This window comes from Pseudomonas sp. GL_091 (genome assembly GCF_057837725.1).
Genome location: NZ_CM174451.1, coordinates 2,785,499 through 2,802,062, shown reverse-complemented (window position 1 = coordinate 2,802,062; position 16,564 = coordinate 2,785,499). Strand labels below are relative to the sequence as shown.

Genomic DNA, 16,564 nt, shown 5'->3' with positions numbered 1-16,564 from the left:
GCAGCGGCTGGCCGGGTGGTCAATCAACGGTTGGCGAAATACATCGTCACTTCGAAGCCAATGCGCAGATCGGTAAACGCGGGTTTAGTCCACATGGGTCATTCCTCTTCTTGTGCCCGGGTGATTCCGGTAGTGCCATTAATGCACGGGGCGATGAGTGCCCGAATGCTACTTTCGAAGGAGTTGGCGGGGTGATTTGGTAGGGGGTGTGCGATCGTCATGCACACACAAATACTGTAGGAGCGAGCTTGCTCGCGATGATCCCGAGAACGCCACGGGGCACCAGGCTTCCCGCGTTATCGTTGACGACCATCGCGAGCAAGCTCGCTCCTACAGGGTGGTTGTCATCAGTGCGAAGTCAGAAGAACCCCAGCGGATTGATGTCGTAGCTCACCAGCAGGTTTTTGGTCTGCTGGTAGTGATCGAGCATCATCTTGTGGTTTTCCCGGCCGACGCCGGACTTCTTGTAACCACCGAACGCGGCGTGTGCCGGGTACAGGTGGTAGCAGTTGGTCCACACGCGCCCGGCCTTGATCGCCCGGCCCATGCGGTAGGCGCGGTTGATGTCGCGGGTCCACAGGCCGGCACCGAGGCCGAACTCGCTGTCGTTGGCAATCGCCAGGGCTTCGGCTTCGTCCTTGAAGGTGGTGATACCCACCACCGGGCCGAAGATTTCTTCCTGGAACACACGCATCTTGTTGTGGCCCTTGAGCAGGGTCGGCTGAATGTAATAGCCGCTGGACAGGTCACCCTCCAGACGCTCGGCCGCGCCGCCGGTGAGCAGCTCGGCGCCCTCCTCCTGGGCAATGGTCAGGTACGAGAGGATCTTGTCGTATTGCTGCTCGGACGCCTGGGCACCGACCATGGTCTCGGTGTCCAGCGGGTTGCCGCGCTTGATCTTGACGATCTTCTTCATCACCTCGGCCATGAACGGCTCGTAGATCGACTCCTGCACCAGCGCCCGGGACGGGCAGGTGCAGACTTCGCCCTGGTTGAAGAACGCCAGCACCAGGCCTTCGGCGGCTTTTTCGATGAATGCCGGTTCAGCGTTCATGATGTCTTCGAAGAAGATGTTCGGCGACTTGCCGCCCAGCTCGACGGTGCTCGGGATGATGTTCTCGGCGGCGCAATGCATGATGTGCGCGCCCACCGGGGTCGAGCCGGTGAAGGCGATCTTGGCGATGCGCTTGCTGGTGGCCAGGGCCTCGCCGGCTTCGCGACCGAAGCCCTGGACGATGTTCAGCACGCCCACCGGCAGCAGGTCGGCGATGAGCTCGGCGAAGACCATGATCGACAGCGGCGTTTGCTCGGCAGGCTTGAGTACGATGCAGTTGCCTGCAGCGAGGGCCGGGGCGAGTTTCCAGGCGGCCATCAGCAGTGGGAAGTTCCACGGAATGATCTGCCCGACCACGCCCAGGGGCTCATGGAAGTGATAGGCCGTGGTCAGCTCGTTGATCTCGGCTGCCCCGCCTTCCTGGGCGCGGATGCAACCAGCGAAGTAACGGAAGTGGTCGGCGGCCAGCGGCACGTCGGCGTTCAGGGTTTCGCGCACGGCCTTGCCATTGTCCCAGGTTTCGGTGACGGCCAGGACTTCAAGGTTCTGCTCGATGCGATCGGCGATTTTCAGCAGCACCAGGGAGCGGTCCTGGGCCGAGGTCTTGCCCCAGGCGTCGGCGGCGGCATGGGCGGCGTCGAGGGCCTTGTCAATGTCGGCGGCGCTGGAGCGCGGGAATTCGGCGATCACTTCACCGTTGACCGGCGAGGTGTTGGTGAAGTACTCGCCATTGATCGGAGCGACAAACTCGCCACCGATGAAGTTGCCATAGCGCGGCTTGAAGGTAATGACGGCGCCTGGGGTTCCGGGTTGTGCGTAGATCATGGTGGGCCTCTGTCTGGGTCGATGCCTGTCGTACTGACAGGCGATGAGCCGATACTAGAGAGCCCCGCGTGCCAGACGAATGCATCGTTGGCAGGAGGGGCTCTCGTTATTTGGTCGTAGATTTCACACAGATCACTGTAGGAGCGAGCCTGCTCGCGATGAACCCGAGAACGCCGCGGGGTATCAGGTTTCAAGCGTTATCGTTGACGACCATCGTCGGAACGCCGCCCGGAGCAGGCTCGCTCCTACAGGGGTTATGCGGTGGATTCGGAATCAGTGCTTGGCGACGAGGTCCTTGGGCAGCTTGAAGGTCCAGAGCATGCCGCCCTGGTTGAAGTCCTTGATGCGCTTGGCCACTTCGCCGCCCCACAAAGGCACAGCGCCGCCCCACCCGGAGAGCACCGAGACGTACTGTTCGCCGTCCATTTCCCAGGTGATGGGCGAGCCGAGCACGCCGGAACCGGTCTGGAATTCCCAGACCTTTTCGCCGGTCTTGGCGTTGAAAGCCTGCAGGAAGCCTTCAGGCGTGCCGGTGAACACCAGGTTGCCCTTGGTGGTCAGCACCCCGCCCCACAGCGGCGCGTAGTTCTTGTGGCGCCACACTTCCTTGCCGGTTTTCGGATCGATGGCCCGCAGCACGCCGATGTAGTCTTCGTTCAACGGCTTGATGGTGAAGCCGGCGCCGAGGAATGCCGCGCCTTTCTTGTAGGCAATGCCTTCGTTCCAGATGTCCATGCCCCATTCGTTGGACGGCACATAGAACAGCCCGGTGTCCTGGTTGTAAGCCATCGGCATCCAGTTTTTCGCGCCGAGGAACGCCGGTGCTACGAAGACCGAACTGCCCTTGACTTCCGAGCCCGGGGCGCCGGGACGGCTGGCTTCGTTGTAGATCGGCCGGCCGTTCTTATCCAGGCCGGTGGCCCAGGTGATCTTGTCCACGAACGGGAAGCCACGGATGAATTTGCCGTTGGTACGATCCAGCACGTAGAAGAAACCGTTACGGTCGGCAGTGGCCGCCGCCTTGATCTCCTTGCCGCCTTCGCTGTAGTTGAACGAGACCAGTTCGTTCACGCCGTCGTAGTCCCAACCGTCGTGGGGCGTGCTCTGGAAGTGCCACTTGATGGTGCCGTCGTCCGGGTTGAGCGCCAGGCGCGATGAGGAGTAGAGGTTGTCGCCAGGGCGCAGGTGCGAGTTCCACGGTGCCGGGTTGCCGGTACCGAACAGCAGCAGGTTGGTTTCCGGGTCGTAATAGCCGCCAAGCCAAGGGGCCGCGCCGCCGGTTTTCCAGAGATCGCCCGGCCAGGTCTTGCCCGCCTCGCCGCCGGAGATGCCGTTTTCCACCGCTTTGCCATCCTTGTAGACGTAGCCCATATGGCCTTCGACCGTCGGCCGGGTCCACAACAGATCACCGTTTTTCGGGTCGTAGGCCTCGATCTTGCCCACCACGCCGAACTCGCCGCCGGCCACGCCGGTAATCAGCTTGCCGTTGATCACCAGCGGCGCGGCGCTGATCGAGTATCCTTCCTTGTGGTCGGCGACTTTCTTGCTCCACACCACCTTGCCGGTGTCCTTGTTCAGCGCCACTAGCTTGGCGTCGAGGGTGCCGAAAATCACCAGGTCGCCATACAGCGCCACGCCACGGTTGATCACGTCGCAGCAAGGGCGGATGTCATCGGGCAGGCGCGCATCGTACTGCCAGAGTTTCTTGCCGGTGCGCGCATCCACGGCGAACACCCGGGAGTAGGAACCGGTCATGTACATCACGCCGTCCTTGACCATCGGCTGCGCTTGCTGGCCCCGCTGTTTTTCACCGCCGAAGGAAAACGCCCAGGCCGGGCGCAGTTCCTTGACGTTGTCGACGTTGAGAATATCCAGCGGGCTGTAGCGCTGCCCCTGAACGCCGAGGCCGTTGGTCACGACCTGTTCCGGGTTCTTCGGGTCCTGGAGAATGTCCTGGTCGGAAACCCCGGCCAATGCCTGGCCGGACAACAGCATGGCACTGAGCAGCAGGCTCAAGACGAAGGGCTGGCGACGTGCGGGTTGGGTCATGACGGCTTCCTCTGCGGATTTTTGTTATGCCCGGGAAATTTTCCCGGTCTGGTGCAGATTCTTGGGCGCCGCCGCCCTGGCAACAATTGCCCGCAATGAGGAGATTGCTAGTTCCTTGGTAGCGGGTCGGATGAGATGGACACGAGATTATGTGAACGGCACCGGCCCCCTGTAGGAGCGAGCCTGCTCGCGAAAAACGTCAGACCACCGCGTTCATCCAGGCAGCTTGCGTTATCGTTAACGTCCATCGCGAGCAGGCTCGCTCCTACAGGGGATTCAGGTCGACTATTTGCTGGCAGAATCCACCCGCGTCATCTGCCCGCGCTCGTATCGCGGGTACAAATGACTGACGCTGCGGATCAGTTCATAACGGCTCAGGTTGATCCCGGCGAAGCGTTCGGGGATGGGGCTGCGGATCATCTCGGCCATGTCGCTGCCATTGGCGGCGCCGTCGCGCATCAGCTGATCGAGCCAGGTCAGGTAATCGCGCATTTGCTCGAAGGGTTGTGGATCGCTCGACACCGGCCCATGGCCCGGCACGACCTGCGTCCAGGGCAAGCCTTGCAGGATCGCGATGTCCGCCAGCCACACTGACAGCCCCGGACTGTTGGGCGTGGTCAGCGCCCGCTGATAAAACACCAGGTCCCCGGCAAACAGCACGCCGGTTTGCTGGTCGAGAATAGCCAGATCCGCGCCCGTATGCCCACCCAGGCTCAGCAAGCGCAGATCGTGATTCCCAAAACTTTTCACGCCGGGTGCCAGCGTCTGAGTCGGCAGCACCACTTCGGTGCCACGCATCCAGTCGCCGACCATCCGGTACATATTCTCGGCCATGGCATCGCCTTGCTGATGCAGCAGCTCGGTGGTGCCGGCCAAGGCGCCGATCGGCACGTCGCTGAAGGCTTGATTGCCCAGCACATGGTCCGGGTGGTGATGGGTCAGCAAGACCTCGATCACCGGCTTGTCGGTAGTGGCGGCAATGGCCTTGCGCATCGCTTCGCCGTAACGCTTCGACGGGCCGGTGTCGATCACCACCACACCGCGTTCAGTGACGATGAACGCGGTGTTGACGATGTTGCCGCCGTTGGCCTTGGCGAAATTATCGGTGCTGCCTTCCAGCAGCCAGGTGTCCTGGGCAATCTGCCGGGGCTTGAGCGAGTATTCGAGATCGGCCAGGACCGGCACACTGACGCTTAACACCATCAACAGGATCCAGCGCATGCCACGCTCCTTGGGGTCAGGGGATCGACGCATCGAACTCATTGCCGCTGTTGTCCCGTAGCAGCAGTCGCGTTTGCCCTGCCCCTTCGATATCGAAGGCCAGGTTGGGGTTTTCGCTGACCGCGGGAAAAAGCTCTAGCCGGGCCAGCACTTGCTCGTTGTGGTCGCGCAACTCGGCATGGTTGATGAAGAATTCCGGAATGCCGCTGACCATGCCGTTGTCCATTGGATGGGCCACCTGCATACGCAAGCGGCTGAACTCTCCCCGGGGATAACGACCGCCCAGCACTTCGCCAATGTGTTCTTCCCAGCCCGGTTGCGTGCGCACCACGCTCGGCGCGGTGCAACCGCCACCCGCGGCGTCGATCAGGGTCGAGCCGACATGCCACACGCCGTCACGGGTCAACACCGCTGCGCGCAAGGGCGTGGCCTGTTCGATGCGAATGCGCAACGACAGCCACGGCAAAACCGAATTCAGCGGCTGGAAGTCGACGATTTTCGGCAACGGGTTCAGCTCTGCCCAGGCGAGGATTTTCACCACCTCGCCCTTGAACGCCCGGGCGTCGATTTCCAGCGGCACCTGCCGGGCATCTTCGGCAAACGGCGGCGCCAGCAGCTTGACCCGCTCATCGAAAACGAACGGCGCATTGCCCAGAAACTGCTGCTGATAGAAGGCCCACATCACCGATGGCACCGGGTCCTTGCCAGGATCGATAGCGCCAGCCTGTGCCGCCAGGCTCAACCAGCAGGCCAACAGACAACTCCCTCGCCATTTCATCGCCTGCTCCTTATTGATACATCTCGGGCACGTCGTATTGCAGGCCGTAATGGCCGTAGATAGTCTTCACCGAACCCTCGCGGATCAGCGCTTCCAGTGCTTCTTCCACGGCATAGGCCAGCTGACGGTTGCTTTCGTGCACCGCCATGCCGATTTCCCACAGCTGCTTGCCCATGTTCGGGTAGGCGTTCTCAGCCAGAGCCACCTGCGGGTCGGCCGCTTCGTGCACTTGCCAGTCGATTTCGCCGCGCATGGCCATCACCGCGTCGACCTCACCGGCCTTCATCGCGGCAAACGCCTGAGGCACGCCGGGATAGTGATGGGTCTTGCCGGCGAGCATGCCGTTGAACACCGAGGTCAGGTAGAAGGACGGCACGCTGTCGACTTCGACACCAATCGGGTGTTGCTCGAACACCGCGACGCTGGCGACCTTGTCCAGCCGCCGACGGTCATAGGCCACCTGCCATTGTTCGTTCTGGTACGGACCGAACATCACCACATGGCCATTTTCCAGCTCGCCGAGTTCGTTACGCTTCTGCGCGTAGTCACGGTCGTACGGCACGCGCATCATCAGGTCGGCCAGTTGCTGGTTGTGCAAGGCACTGGCACGCCAGATGTAATCGCGCAGGTCGTCGTCGAGCTTTTCCCCGGCCGGTGCCCAGATCAGTGTCAGGCGCACGCCGAGCGCCTTGGCCAGGGCCTCGGCGAGTTCGACATCGACACCCTGGGGCTTTCCGGTGCGTTCAAAGCTGTAGGGGGCGAAGTCCTTGTAGACCGCCACCTTCAGCTCCCCGGCGGCGATCATTTCGTCGTAGTTGCGAACCTGCGCCTGCGCCGCCTGGCAGCACAGCCACAGAGCGCTGATCAACACCGCGAGCAGGCGCATGGGTCACTCCTCGACGTGCACAGTGTCCAGATAAGTGCGCACCGCCCACAGGGCCTCCTGGCTCAGGTAGTCGGCCATCTTCGGCATGTACACCCGACCGTCGCGCACCGCGCCATGGCGCACCCGTTCGGCGAACCACTCATCGCCTGCCTCACCGACATCGAGCATGCGCAAGTCAGGGGCGATACCGCCGGACTTGGCTTCCAGGCCATGACAGGCCGCGCAGTTCTGGGTGTAGGCCGAGGCACCGATTTCCACTGCCTTGTCATGTTCCGGGGCGGTGCGATACGGGTTCACCGCGGCCCAGCCGTCGGCATCGAGTTGCACGCCGGCCTCCTTGATCGGGGTCAGCCCCGGGGTGGCCACGGCCTGTGGCACCACGTTGCCGTGGGCCCAGACGGAACCTGCGCTGATCAAACTGGCCAATAGCCCGGTCACGAGCAAGGCGTTGCGTTTTGTTGTCATTGTTATGCCCTCTGGATTGCACGCAAAACCTCTTGGCAGAGGCTATGGCAGCCATCTTAGAAAGCCCTGCGCACAGACCCCATGCTGCTTTGGTGGTCGCCACCTACTCCCTTGGTCGTAAGGCGATCGGTGGACACGGGACACAGGCCGTGGTTGCCCATGCCAGAACCGCGCCGTGCGTGGCGGGCTACTACCTTGGTACTGGCCCTTCGGTACTTTCTGCATATTTTCACTGCACCACAGGCTTCCTATGCTGGCGCTACCTGTAATGGAGTGCCCTATGCGCCAGCTCATCCCTTACGCCCTGATCTACCTGCTGGCGATTGCCTGCGCCGCCGGCCTGGCCACCCAGAGCCAGGCCGCCGATGCGCCCTTGCAGGTGCGGATCGGTTACCTGGGTTATCGCCCAGACCCCGGCCCGTTACTGTCGAACGTCATCCCCGAGCCCACCGATGCCGGGCTGCGCGGCGCCGAACTGGCAATCACCGACAGCAACAGCACCGGGCGTTTTCTCAACCACGGCTACAGCCTGGTCAGCACCAGTGTCGACAGCCCCGAGGCCTTGCTCGACGCGGCAAAGGTGCAGCATGAGCAAGGCCTGCGCCTGTTCGTGGTGAATGCCCCCGCGACCAGCCTGCGCCAATTGAGTGCGGCACTGCCCGACAGTTTGCTGTTCAACGCCGGTAGCCCCGATGACAGCCTGCGCACCACCGATTGCCTGCCGAACGTACTGCACACCTTGCCGAGCCGCGCGATGCTCGCCGATGCACTGGCGCAGTTTCTGGTGCTGCGCAAATGGCAGCGGGCGCTGCTGATTGTCGGCCCGACGCCGGACGATCAAGCCTATGCCGCCGCCCTGCGCCGCGGGGCCAAGCGCTTTGGCTTGCAACTGGTGGCGGACAAACCCTGGAGCTTCGATAACGACCAACGCCGCAGCGCCCAGGCGGATATGCCGCTGTTCACCCAGACCGCCGAGTACGACGTGGTACTGGTGGCCGATGAACGCGGCGACTTCGGTGAATACGTGCCCTACCAGACCTGGTACCCGCGCCCGGTCGCCGGCACCCAGGGCCTGACCCCGGTGGGCTGGCACAAGACCGTGGAAACCTACGGCGCCGCGCAGCTGCAAAAACGCTTCGAAGCCCTGACCGGGCGCTGGATGAATGACCGCGATTTCGCCGCCTGGATGGCCGTGCGCAGTATTGCCAGCGCCGTGAGCAAACTGCGCCAGGCCGAGCCGATGGCGATCCGTACGCTTGAAATCAGCGACCAATTGCCGCTCGACGGCTTCAAGGGCCGCAAGCTCAGCTACCGACCGTGGAACGGCCAGTTGCGCCAGCCGATTCCCATCGTCCAGCCCCGGGCGCTGGTCAGTACGTCACCCCAGGATGGCTTTCTGCACCCGTTCAACGAGATGGACAGCCTGGGCTACGACAAACCCGAGGTCAGCTGCCGTTTTCCCTGATCCGATAATCACAACAACAAGGAACCCGCCATGCGCCGCACCCTGCTCTCTTGCACCTTGCTGCTCGCCGCTGGCCATGCCGTTGCCAGCACTGCCTGGGTCTCCAACGAAAAGGACAACAGCCTGAGCCTGATCGACCTGCAGACCCTGCAAGTCACCGACACCCTGCCCGTCGGCCAGCGCCCCCGCGGCCTGCTGCTGTCCCATGACAATAAGCTGCTGTACATCTGCGCCAGTGACTCGGACCGGGTCCAGGTGATGGACGTGGCCACGCGCAAGATCATCAAGGAACTGCCCTCGGGCAAAGACCCCGAGCAATTCGCCCTGCACCCGAACAATCGCTGGTTGTACGTCTCCAACGAAGACGATGCGCTGGTCACGGTGATCGACACCGAGACCTCCAAGGTGCTCGGCCAGATCAACGTCGGTGTCGAACCCGAAGGCATGGCCGTCAGCCCTGACGGCAAGTGGGCGGTCAACACCAGCGAGACCACCAACATGCTGCACTGGATCGACACAAGCACCCAGACCCTGGCCGACAGCACCCTGGTGGACCAGCGCCCGCGCTTCGTCGAGTTCTCCCCCGATGGCGCCCGGCTCTGGGCCTCGGCGGAAATCGGCGGCACGGTGACCATTCTCGATGTGGCCAGCCGCACCGTGCTCAAGACCCTGAACTTCCAGATCAAGGGCGTGCACCCGGACAAGGTCCAGCCCGTCGGCATCAAGCTCAGCGCCGATGGCAAGTACGGCTTCGTCGCCCTCGGCCCGGCCAACCATGTGGCCGTGATCGATGCCAAGACCTTCGAGATTCTCGATTACCTGCTGGTGGGTCGACGGGTCTGGCAGATGGCATTCACCCCGGATCAGAAGCAATTGCTGGCCACCAACGGCGTCAGCGGCGATGTCTCGGTGATCGATGTCGACAGCCTCAAGGTCAGTAAATCGGTGAAGGTCGGGCGCTATCCCTGGGGCGTGGTGGTGACGCCATGAACGCCCTTGAAGTCAGTGACCTGAGCTTTGCCTACGGCGCCCGAGAGGCCTTGCGCAAAGTGAGTTTCAGCCTGGAGCCCGGGCGCTTCGCCGCGCTGCTGGGACCCAACGGTGCGGGCAAGTCGACCCTGATTGCCCTGCTGACCCGGCTCTATGATCTGCAGCAAGGCGAGATCCGCGTCGGTGGCTGTTCATTGCGTAGCGCGGCACGCCCGGCACTCAGGCAATTGGGCGTGGTGTTCCAGCAAAGCACCCTGGACCTGGACCTCAGCGTCGAACAGAACCTGCGTTATCACGCTGCATTGCATGGTCTGTCCCGGCATCAGACCGACCTTCGGGTCGACGCCGAACTGGCCCGCCAGGCCCTGACCGACCGCCGCCGCGAACGGGTGCGCGAACTCAATGGCGGCCATCGTCGCCGGGTGGAAATTGCCCGCGCCCTGTTGCATGAGCCGCGCCTGTTGCTGCTCGATGAAGCCAGTGTCGGCCTCGACCCGGCGAGTCGCCTGGCGCTCAACCAGCACATCCGCAGCCTGTGTCGCGAGGAGCGCATCAGCGTGCTCTGGACCACTCACCTGCTCGACGAAGTACAGCCCAGGGATGACCTGTTGATCCTGCATCAAGGCCGGCTGGTGGCCAGCGGACAGGCCGATGCCCTGAGCCTGGAACACGGCGGCGATCTCGGCTCGGCATTCACCCGCCTGACAACCACAGGAGCCATGCAATGACAGCTTACTGGCAATGCTTTAGCGGTATCGTGCTGCGTGAATGGCTGCGCTTTGTGCTGCAACGCACGCGGTTTCTCAGCGCCCTGGTGCGGCCGCTGCTGTGGCTGCTGGTGTTTGCCGCCGGTTTTCGCGCAGCGCTGGGGATCGCGATCATCGAGCCCTACGACACCTACATTCCCTATGAGGTCTACATCATTCCCGGGCTGGCCTGCATGATCCTGCTGTTCAACGGCATGCAGGGCTCACTGTCGATGGTCTACGACCGCGAGATGGGTAGCATGCGTGTGCTGCTGACCAGCCCCCTGCCCCGAACTTTTCTGCTGTGCAGCAAACTGTTGGCCACTTCGATCATTTCGCTGTTGCAGGTGTATGCGTTCCTGGCGATTGCCTGGGTTTACGGCGTGCAGCCACCGGCCATGGGCCTGTTGATGGCATTACCGGCCCTGCTGCTGGTGGCGTTGATGCTCAGCGCGCTGGGCCTGCTGCTGTCGAACGCGATCCGCCAGCTGGAGAACTTTGCCGGGGTGATGAATTTCGTGATCTTCCCGCTGTTTTTCCTGTCATCAGCGCTGTATCCGCTGTGGAAGATGCGCGAGGCCAGCGAGTGGCTGTACTGGCTGTGCGCGGTGAATCCGTTTACCCACGCCGTGGAGCTGGTGCGTTTTGCTCTGTATGAACGCTTCAATCCCCTGGCTCTGGCGGTGTGCACGGGGCTGACGCTGTTGTTTGCGCTGCTCGCCGTGCTGACCTTCAACCCGCAGCATGCGGCCTTGCGCAAATCCAGCTGATTACCCCCTCAGGGGATCTTCATTGAACAGGGTGAAATTACTACTTTAGTACTGGTTTCCCTGTCTATCGTCGCATTCCCAACGCCCCCCGACTGGCATGTAATAGGTCCATAACTATAAGGACTTAACCCATGCCACGTGCCCGACGTTGCCTGTTGCGCCCTGCTCTCGCCGCCCTGTCCCTGGGTCTGCTGCTGAGCACCGCGCAGGCTGACACAGCGCTGTTCTCCACCGACGGCTATCGCATCGGCCTGTACCGCAGCCCGACGCCCGACCAGCTGCAAGGCGCAACCATCGTCGACACCCCCGCCCTGCAAACCCTGCTCAACCAAACCCCGCGCCCGGTGCTGATCGACGTCTACCGCCGTCAGTGGCTGCAAGGGCAATTCATCGAAGACCAGCCCCATGAAAACCTGCCCGGCAGCCATTGGCTGGCCAATACCGGGGACGGCGACCTGACGCCGCAATGGCAGGACTACTTCGCCGGCAACCTGAAAAAGCTGACCGCCGGCGACCCGACGCAACCGCTGGTCTTCTACTGCCGCTCCGACTGCTGGTTGAGCTGGAATGCGGTCAAGCGCGCAGCCACCATGGGCTATAAGACTCTGTATTGGTATCGCGATGGCCTGGACGCCTGGCAAGCGGCCAATCTGCCGGTTTCGCCAGCCCGGCCAGACCCCTTTCCCTGAGCTTTACGCGTGCGTGTTGTTGCCACACCATAATCAAAATAATGAGGTGAAAGGCCATGTACAAAATCCTGATTGCCGACGATCACCCGCTGTTTCGCGAAGCCATCCACAACGTCATCAGCGACGGTTTTGCCGGCAGCGAAGTGATGGAAACCGCCGACCTAGACAGCGCCCTGGCCCTGACCCAGGAACACGACGACCTGGACCTGATCCTGCTCGACCTGAACATGCCCGGCATGCACGGGCTCAATGGCCTGATCAACCTGCGTAACGAAGCGCCGACCATTCCGGTGGTGATTGTCTCCGCCGAGCAAGACAAACAGATCGTGCTGCAAGCCATCACCTACGGTGCCGTGGGTTTCATCACCAAGTCCTCACCCCGCGCCCAGATGACCGATGCCATCCAGCAGATTCTCAATGGCAATGTCTACCTGCCCCCGGACATCATCCGCACCGGCAAAAGCAGTACCCACCGGCGGATGAACGACACCCCGAGCTTCCCGCCCGAACTGCTCCAGGCCCTGACCCGCAAGCAACTGCAGGTGCTGGAACGCATGACCAAGGGCGAATCGAACAAGCAGATCGCCTACACCCTGGAAATCGCCGAGACCACGGTCAAGGCCCACGTCTCGGCGATCCTGCGCAAGCTCAACGTGCACAACCGGGTGCAAGCGATCCTGAGTGCCGGGGATATTGATTTCGGGTCTTATCTGCGGCGTTGACTGCCTCAATCCCTGTCTGAAAGACGAACCTGTGACGAGGGAGCTTGCTCCCGCTCGGCCGGTCCGCGTTCGGGCGAAGCAGTCGTAAATCCAGGCGACCCGGTGTATTGGAGTGTTTGCAGGGGGCCGCTTCGCGACCCAGCGGGAGCAAGCTCCCTCGCCACAGGTTCGGTGTTATCTGGATGGGCCAAGCAAATGACTCATCGCCGTCTTCAGCTTCATCGGCCGCACCGGCTTGTGCATCAGGGTGTGGCCCTGTTCGCGGATCTGCTGCTTGAGTTCATTGCTGTAGTTGGCGGTGATCATCATCGCCGGAATCGGTGAGGCACGACGGGCATTGATTCTTGCCACCGCATCGACACCGTTCTGATCGTTATCCAGGTGGTAGTCGGCGATCAGCAGGTCCGCCTCGGCGTGGTAGTTGTCCACTTGCCGCGCCAGGTCCTCCTCCGACAGCGCCGTCACCACCCGACACCCCCACCCCTCGAGCAAGGTGCGCATGCCGGCACAAATGGTCGCGTCATTGTCCAGCACCCATATCCGGGCACCGCGCAGGCGCTCAAGCATCGGCTCGCTCATCTGCAACGCGGGCTGAGGTTTCGGCGCGGTGGCGCTCAACGGTACTTCGACCGAGAACATCGAGCCCCGGCCCGGCCACGAGCGCACATGAATGGGATGCCCGAGGATGCCGGCAATTTTTTCGACAATCGCCAGGCCAAGACCCAGGCCGCGATCCTGATCGGGTCGCTGCACATCACCACGCTTGAACTCCTGGAAGATCTCCTCCAGGCGATGCTCGGCAATGCCCATGCCGCTGTCCCAGACTTCGATCGTCAGGCACTGATGATGCCGCCGGCAACCGAGCACCACGCGGCCACTGTAGGTATAGCGAATCGCATTGCTCAGCAGGTTGCGCAGAATCCGCGCGAGCAACTGGATGTCGCTGCGCACCAGCGCCGAGCAGCCGATGAAGTGCAGTTGCAGGCCTTCACTGCGCGCCACCTGGGTGTATTCGGCGGCCAGGTTGTCCAGCAGTTCACTGAGGGCGAATGGCGCAATGTCGGCCTTGATCACCCCCGCATCGAGCTTGGAAATATCCACCAGGGTGCCAAGCAGGTTCTCCACGTCTTCCAGGGAGTTGCTCACGTTGCGCACCAGAACCTCGCTGGACATCGGCTCGCGCCGTTCAAGCAAGGCACTGGTAAACAGGCGCGCGGCATTCAACGGTTGCAGCAGGTCGTGGCTGACGGCGGCGAGGAATTTGGTTTTCGACAGGTTGGCCTGCTCGGCTTCCTGCTTGGCCTCGCGCAAGCGTGACTCGACCAGGCGACGCTCATCGATCTCGCGCAGCAGCTGGTCGTTGAGGGTGGTCAATTCCGCCGTGCGCTCGCGTACCCGCAGCTCCAGGTTCTGATAAGCCTGATGCAGCGCCTCGGCGGTGCGGCGGCGTTCGGTGATGTCGCGGATCAGCACGAAAATCCCCACCACCTCGCCACTGGCCAGACGGTTGGGCACATAGGAGCGCAGCATGTAGCGCTCCTGGTTGTTGACGTTGGTTTCGGCGAACTCGAAGGTCACGCTCTCTCCGGCCAGGGCCCTGGCCACATAAGATTCCAGCCGCTGGTAATGCTGTTCGCTGTGCACTTCGCGCAGGCTCTGGCCGAGCATCACGCCTCGCGGCCAGCAGTACCATTCTTCGTAGACCTTGTTGGTGAATTCGTAGACCAGATCGGCATTGAGGTAGGCAATCAATGCCGGTACGTGATCGGTGATCAGGCGAATCCAGTGTTCACTTTCACTCAGCGCCTCGGCGTGCTGGTAGCGTTCGGTAATGTCGGTGAAGGTGTTGACGAAACCGCCGGTGGGCAACGGATGGGTGCGGATTTCCAGGACCCGGCCATCGTACAGGCGCTGCTCGCATTCCCTTACCGGTCGTCCGTTGCCATCGCGACTGGCCGGGGTCAGCAGGTTCAGCTCGCTGTCGGCGATCACTTCAGCAAACGGGCGATGGGCCGCCACCGGCGCCAGGCCACTCAACTCCAGGAAGCGCCGGTTCCACAACTCCAGGATGCCCTCGGCGCTGACCATCGCCACCCCTTGGGACAGGTTGTCGACCGCCCGTTGCAACAGATGCGACTTCTGCGCCACCGCCTGCTCACGGCGTACGGTTTCGCTGAGTTTGACGTCGGTAATGTCGGTGAACAGAATCACCCGCCCGCCTTCCTGCGTCGGCCGCTCGCTGACTTGCAGCCAGCGCCCGTTCTGCAGGCGGTACAGCAGGTTTTCGTCGGCATGCCCCCGAGGCTCTTCGGTGAACAGGCCGTTGTTCATCATCAACCGCTTGACCTCGGTCAGACGCATGCCAGCGTTGATCCGCACCCGGCTATTACTCCAGAACGCCCTGAAGCGACTGTTGAACAGCACGATGCGCTGGTCGGCGTCGAACAGCACGAAGGCGTCGGAAATGCTTTCGATGGCATCGATCAGGTGTTGATGCGCCGTTTCCGCGCGCAGGCGGGCTTCGCTGAGCAGATGATTACCGGCCTTGAGTTCGGCCATGGCCTGGTTCAGGGCATCGGTGCGTTCGCGCACTTGCTCGGCCAGCACCACCGAATGCTGGAATGCCGCGTACGGATCGTTGCCGCGGGTTCCCCCGGACTCGACCCGCTCGATCAGCGCGCCATTGATGCGCTGCAGTTTGTGGTTTTCCAGACGCAGCCCGGCCAGTTCGGCCTGCAGCTCAGCGATGTCCTGGGGCACGGCCACGGGCAATGGCAACGCCGGTGAAGGTCTGGTTGATGTGCATGCCATTGAACTGTTCTCCGTAGGTGTTGAAACCCATCACCCGTTGCTCACGCAAAAACCTGCCGATCTGTTCAAGACTGCCGTCGTCTTCGAGTTCCAGACGCCGCAGGAAACAGTCACAACCGATGGTCAGCAGCAAATCGCCCAGGCGTTCCTGCAACCCCTCGAACAGGCTCTGCAGGTTCGGCAGCATCGGCCCCGGGGTCATGGCGGTGAGGACGATGCCGTTTTCCACGGCGCAGTAGAAACTCAGGCTCAGGTCCGGATGCACCTGCTGGATGGCCCGCACGTAGTACTGCTGGTTGATCCGCACCGCCAACGGGTGCGCGGCGAAGACCCGGTGATCGAGCTGCGCCACCGGCACGCCGATGTGCCGGGCGTACTCGGCGGCGGCCGGCTCGGCATTGAGTTCGAAGACCCGGCGCAAGGTGCTGTCGGCCCCGGTGACCACCAGTTTCTCGGCGCGGGGCAGCACGTGGTGGGTGGTGAACACTTCGAAGTCCAGCCAGGTATTGACCAGCACCACCACGGCCGCGCCGCTGTGGAACTCGCCATCGAAGTACACATGGGTATGGGTCAGGTAGTTATCGTCGCCGGCCGAGCCGCCGAAATGCGGAATGTCGCCCAATGCCGCGCTCAAGGCCGCCAGGACCATTTCTTCGCGGCTGGACAGGCCATCGAGCAGGGTCAGGGCAAAGCTGTTGCCCTTGATCGGGGCCAGGGTGTTGCTGCGACAGCCACTGACCAGACGCTCGACCATTTGCTGGGCGTCGATCAGGCTGAAGTGCTCCATCTGGTCGATCAGCTCGATCGCAATGGAAAAGTGCCGGTGATCGAAACCCACCGCTGTCACGCAATTGCGTCCGTAGCCCAGCGGGGTGATTTCCCCGGCGCTGGTGCAGCCCACCAGGCGAATGCCGCCGAAGCTTTGCTGCAAGGCCTGGCCCAGCGCCTGCAAGTCGTACTCGGCGGAACAGAAGAACAGCACGAACCCAAGGTGCGGATGCAACAACTGTCGTGCCAGTTCCTGCGCGACCTGCCGGGCATCGGTGGCCTGGGACATTGCACTGACGACGCCATTGCTCTGCTGCATCCTTAC

At 62.4% G+C, this 16,564-nt stretch carries 15 protein-coding genes; 6 read left to right on the top strand and 9 right to left on the bottom strand.

The genetic code is table 11. The features are described 5' to 3' along the window. Positions 1 to 23: 23 nt before the first annotated feature. The 7 genes from pqqA to pedF all read right to left on the bottom strand — a co-directional run bounded on the left by pqqA (position 24) and on the right by pedF (position 7,278). Complete coding sequence (gene pqqA / locus AC3ITY_RS12845; RefSeq protein WP_003253598.1) at positions 24 to 95, bottom strand: pyrroloquinoline quinone precursor peptide PqqA; 72 nt, start codon at positions 93 to 95, stop codon at positions 24 to 26. Positions 96 to 358: 263 nt separating this feature from the next. Next, on the bottom strand, positions 359 to 1,879 hold the full coding sequence (gene exaC, locus AC3ITY_RS12840) for an acetaldehyde dehydrogenase ExaC (protein WP_489309595.1): 1,521 nt from the start codon (positions 1,877 to 1,879) through the stop codon (positions 359 to 361). A gap of 273 nt (positions 1,880 to 2,152) precedes the next feature. After that, positions 2,153 to 3,928 carry a PQQ-dependent methanol/ethanol family dehydrogenase gene (locus AC3ITY_RS12835; protein ID WP_110661132.1) on the bottom strand — a complete coding sequence of 592 codons (1,776 nt, stop codon included), beginning with the start codon at positions 3,926 to 3,928 and terminating at the stop codon, positions 2,153 to 2,155. A 285-nt stretch (positions 3,929 to 4,213) separates the two neighbouring features. Next, entirely contained in the window at positions 4,214 to 5,149 is a 936-nt protein-coding gene (locus AC3ITY_RS12830) for a quinoprotein relay system zinc metallohydrolase 1 (RefSeq protein WP_489309593.1), read from the bottom strand. Positions 5,150 to 5,165: 16 nt separating this feature from the next. After that, the gene (locus AC3ITY_RS12825; RefSeq protein WP_489309591.1) at positions 5,166 to 5,927 is read right to left on the bottom strand and encodes a quinoprotein dehydrogenase-associated SoxYZ-like carrier; all 762 of its coding nucleotides are present in this window, start codon (positions 5,925 to 5,927) and stop codon (positions 5,166 to 5,168) included. Positions 5,928 to 5,937: 10 nt separating this feature from the next. Then, positions 5,938 to 6,813, bottom strand: coding sequence for a substrate-binding periplasmic protein (locus AC3ITY_RS12820; protein WP_489309589.1), 876 nt, complete (start codon positions 6,811 to 6,813; stop codon positions 5,938 to 5,940). 3 nt (positions 6,814 to 6,816) lie between these two features. After that, positions 6,817 to 7,278, bottom strand: coding sequence for a cytochrome c-550 PedF (gene pedF / locus AC3ITY_RS12815; RefSeq protein ID WP_489309587.1), 462 nt, complete (start codon positions 7,276 to 7,278; stop codon positions 6,817 to 6,819). 280 nt (positions 7,279 to 7,558) lie between these two features. Here pedF and AC3ITY_RS12810 point away from each other — a divergent pair, with 280 nt between their 5' ends. From AC3ITY_RS12810 to AC3ITY_RS12785, 6 genes are all read left to right on the top strand, one after another. Further along, entirely contained in the window at positions 7,559 to 8,743 is a 1,185-nt protein-coding gene (locus AC3ITY_RS12810; RefSeq protein ID WP_489309585.1) for an ABC transporter substrate-binding protein, read from the top strand. 30 nt (positions 8,744 to 8,773) lie between these two features. Then, positions 8,774 to 9,733: a YVTN family beta-propeller repeat protein gene (locus AC3ITY_RS12805; RefSeq protein WP_489309583.1), complete on the top strand. Its 960-nt coding sequence runs from the start codon at positions 8,774 to 8,776 to the stop codon at positions 9,731 to 9,733. Beyond that, the gene (locus tag AC3ITY_RS12800) at positions 9,730 to 10,461 is read left to right on the top strand and encodes an ABC transporter ATP-binding protein (protein ID WP_489309581.1); all 732 of its coding nucleotides are present in this window, start codon (positions 9,730 to 9,732) and stop codon (positions 10,459 to 10,461) included. Before AC3ITY_RS12805 ends, AC3ITY_RS12800 begins: the two co-directional genes overlap by 4 nt. Next, positions 10,458 to 11,249: an ABC transporter permease gene (locus AC3ITY_RS12795; RefSeq protein ID WP_489309579.1), complete on the top strand. Its 792-nt coding sequence runs from the start codon at positions 10,458 to 10,460 to the stop codon at positions 11,247 to 11,249. Before AC3ITY_RS12800 ends, AC3ITY_RS12795 begins: the two co-directional genes overlap by 4 nt. A gap of 131 nt (positions 11,250 to 11,380) precedes the next feature. Then, complete coding sequence (locus AC3ITY_RS12790; protein ID WP_489309577.1) at positions 11,381 to 11,938, top strand: PQQ-dependent catabolism-associated CXXCW motif protein; 558 nt, start codon at positions 11,381 to 11,383, stop codon at positions 11,936 to 11,938. Positions 11,939 to 11,994: 56 nt separating this feature from the next. Then, positions 11,995 to 12,660, top strand: coding sequence for a response regulator transcription factor (locus tag AC3ITY_RS12785; protein ID WP_046037303.1), 666 nt, complete (start codon positions 11,995 to 11,997; stop codon positions 12,658 to 12,660). A gap of 174 nt (positions 12,661 to 12,834) precedes the next feature. On the opposite strand, the gene nahK is transcribed toward AC3ITY_RS12785, so the two are convergent. After that, complete coding sequence (gene nahK / locus AC3ITY_RS12780; RefSeq protein WP_489309574.1) at positions 12,835 to 15,471, bottom strand: hybrid sensor histidine kinase/response regulator NahK/ErcS'; 2,637 nt, start codon at positions 15,469 to 15,471, stop codon at positions 12,835 to 12,837. Further along, positions 15,401 to 16,558 carry a nitric oxide-sensing protein NosP gene (nosP, locus tag AC3ITY_RS12775; protein ID WP_489309572.1) on the bottom strand — a complete coding sequence of 386 codons (1,158 nt, stop codon included), beginning with the start codon at positions 16,556 to 16,558 and terminating at the stop codon, positions 15,401 to 15,403. The genes nahK and nosP overlap by 71 nt, the downstream gene beginning before the upstream one ends. Positions 16,559 to 16,564: the final 6 nt, after the last annotated feature.

Bases quoted from the DNA above. Each gene is read 5' to 3' on its own strand.
- AC3ITY_RS12790 (WP_489309577.1), top strand. From the start codon at position 11,381: ATGCCACGTGCCCGACGTTGCCTGTTGCGCCCTGCTCTCGCCGCCCTG.
- AC3ITY_RS12805 (WP_489309583.1), top strand. From the start codon at position 8,774: ATGCGCCGCACCCTGCTCTCTTGCACCTTGCTGCTCGCCGCTGGCCAT.
- AC3ITY_RS12820 (WP_489309589.1), bottom strand. From the start codon at position 6,813: ATGCGCCTGCTCGCGGTGTTGATCAGCGCTCTGTGGCTGTGCTGCCAG.
- AC3ITY_RS12785 (WP_046037303.1), top strand. From the start codon at position 11,995: ATGTACAAAATCCTGATTGCCGACGATCACCCGCTGTTTCGCGAAGCC.
- AC3ITY_RS12800 (WP_489309581.1), top strand. From the start codon at position 9,730: ATGAACGCCCTTGAAGTCAGTGACCTGAGCTTTGCCTACGGCGCCCGA.
- AC3ITY_RS12830 (WP_489309593.1), bottom strand. From the start codon at position 5,149: ATGCGCTGGATCCTGTTGATGGTGTTAAGCGTCAGTGTGCCGGTCCTG.
- pedF (WP_489309587.1), bottom strand. From the start codon at position 7,278: ATGACAACAAAACGCAACGCCTTGCTCGTGACCGGGCTATTGGCCAGT.
- AC3ITY_RS12825 (WP_489309591.1), bottom strand. From the start codon at position 5,927: ATGAAATGGCGAGGGAGTTGTCTGTTGGCCTGCTGGTTGAGCCTGGCG.
- AC3ITY_RS12795 (WP_489309579.1), top strand. From the start codon at position 10,458: ATGACAGCTTACTGGCAATGCTTTAGCGGTATCGTGCTGCGTGAATGG.
- exaC (WP_489309595.1), bottom strand. From the start codon at position 1,879: ATGATCTACGCACAACCCGGAACCCCAGGCGCCGTCATTACCTTCAAG.
- AC3ITY_RS12835 (WP_110661132.1), bottom strand. From the start codon at position 3,928: ATGACCCAACCCGCACGTCGCCAGCCCTTCGTCTTGAGCCTGCTGCTC.
- nahK (WP_489309574.1), bottom strand. From the start codon at position 15,471: ATGGCATGCACATCAACCAGACCTTCACCGGCGTTGCCATTGCCCGTG.
- nosP (WP_489309572.1), bottom strand. From the start codon at position 16,558: ATGCAGCAGAGCAATGGCGTCGTCAGTGCAATGTCCCAGGCCACCGAT.
- AC3ITY_RS12810 (WP_489309585.1), top strand. From the start codon at position 7,559: ATGCGCCAGCTCATCCCTTACGCCCTGATCTACCTGCTGGCGATTGCC.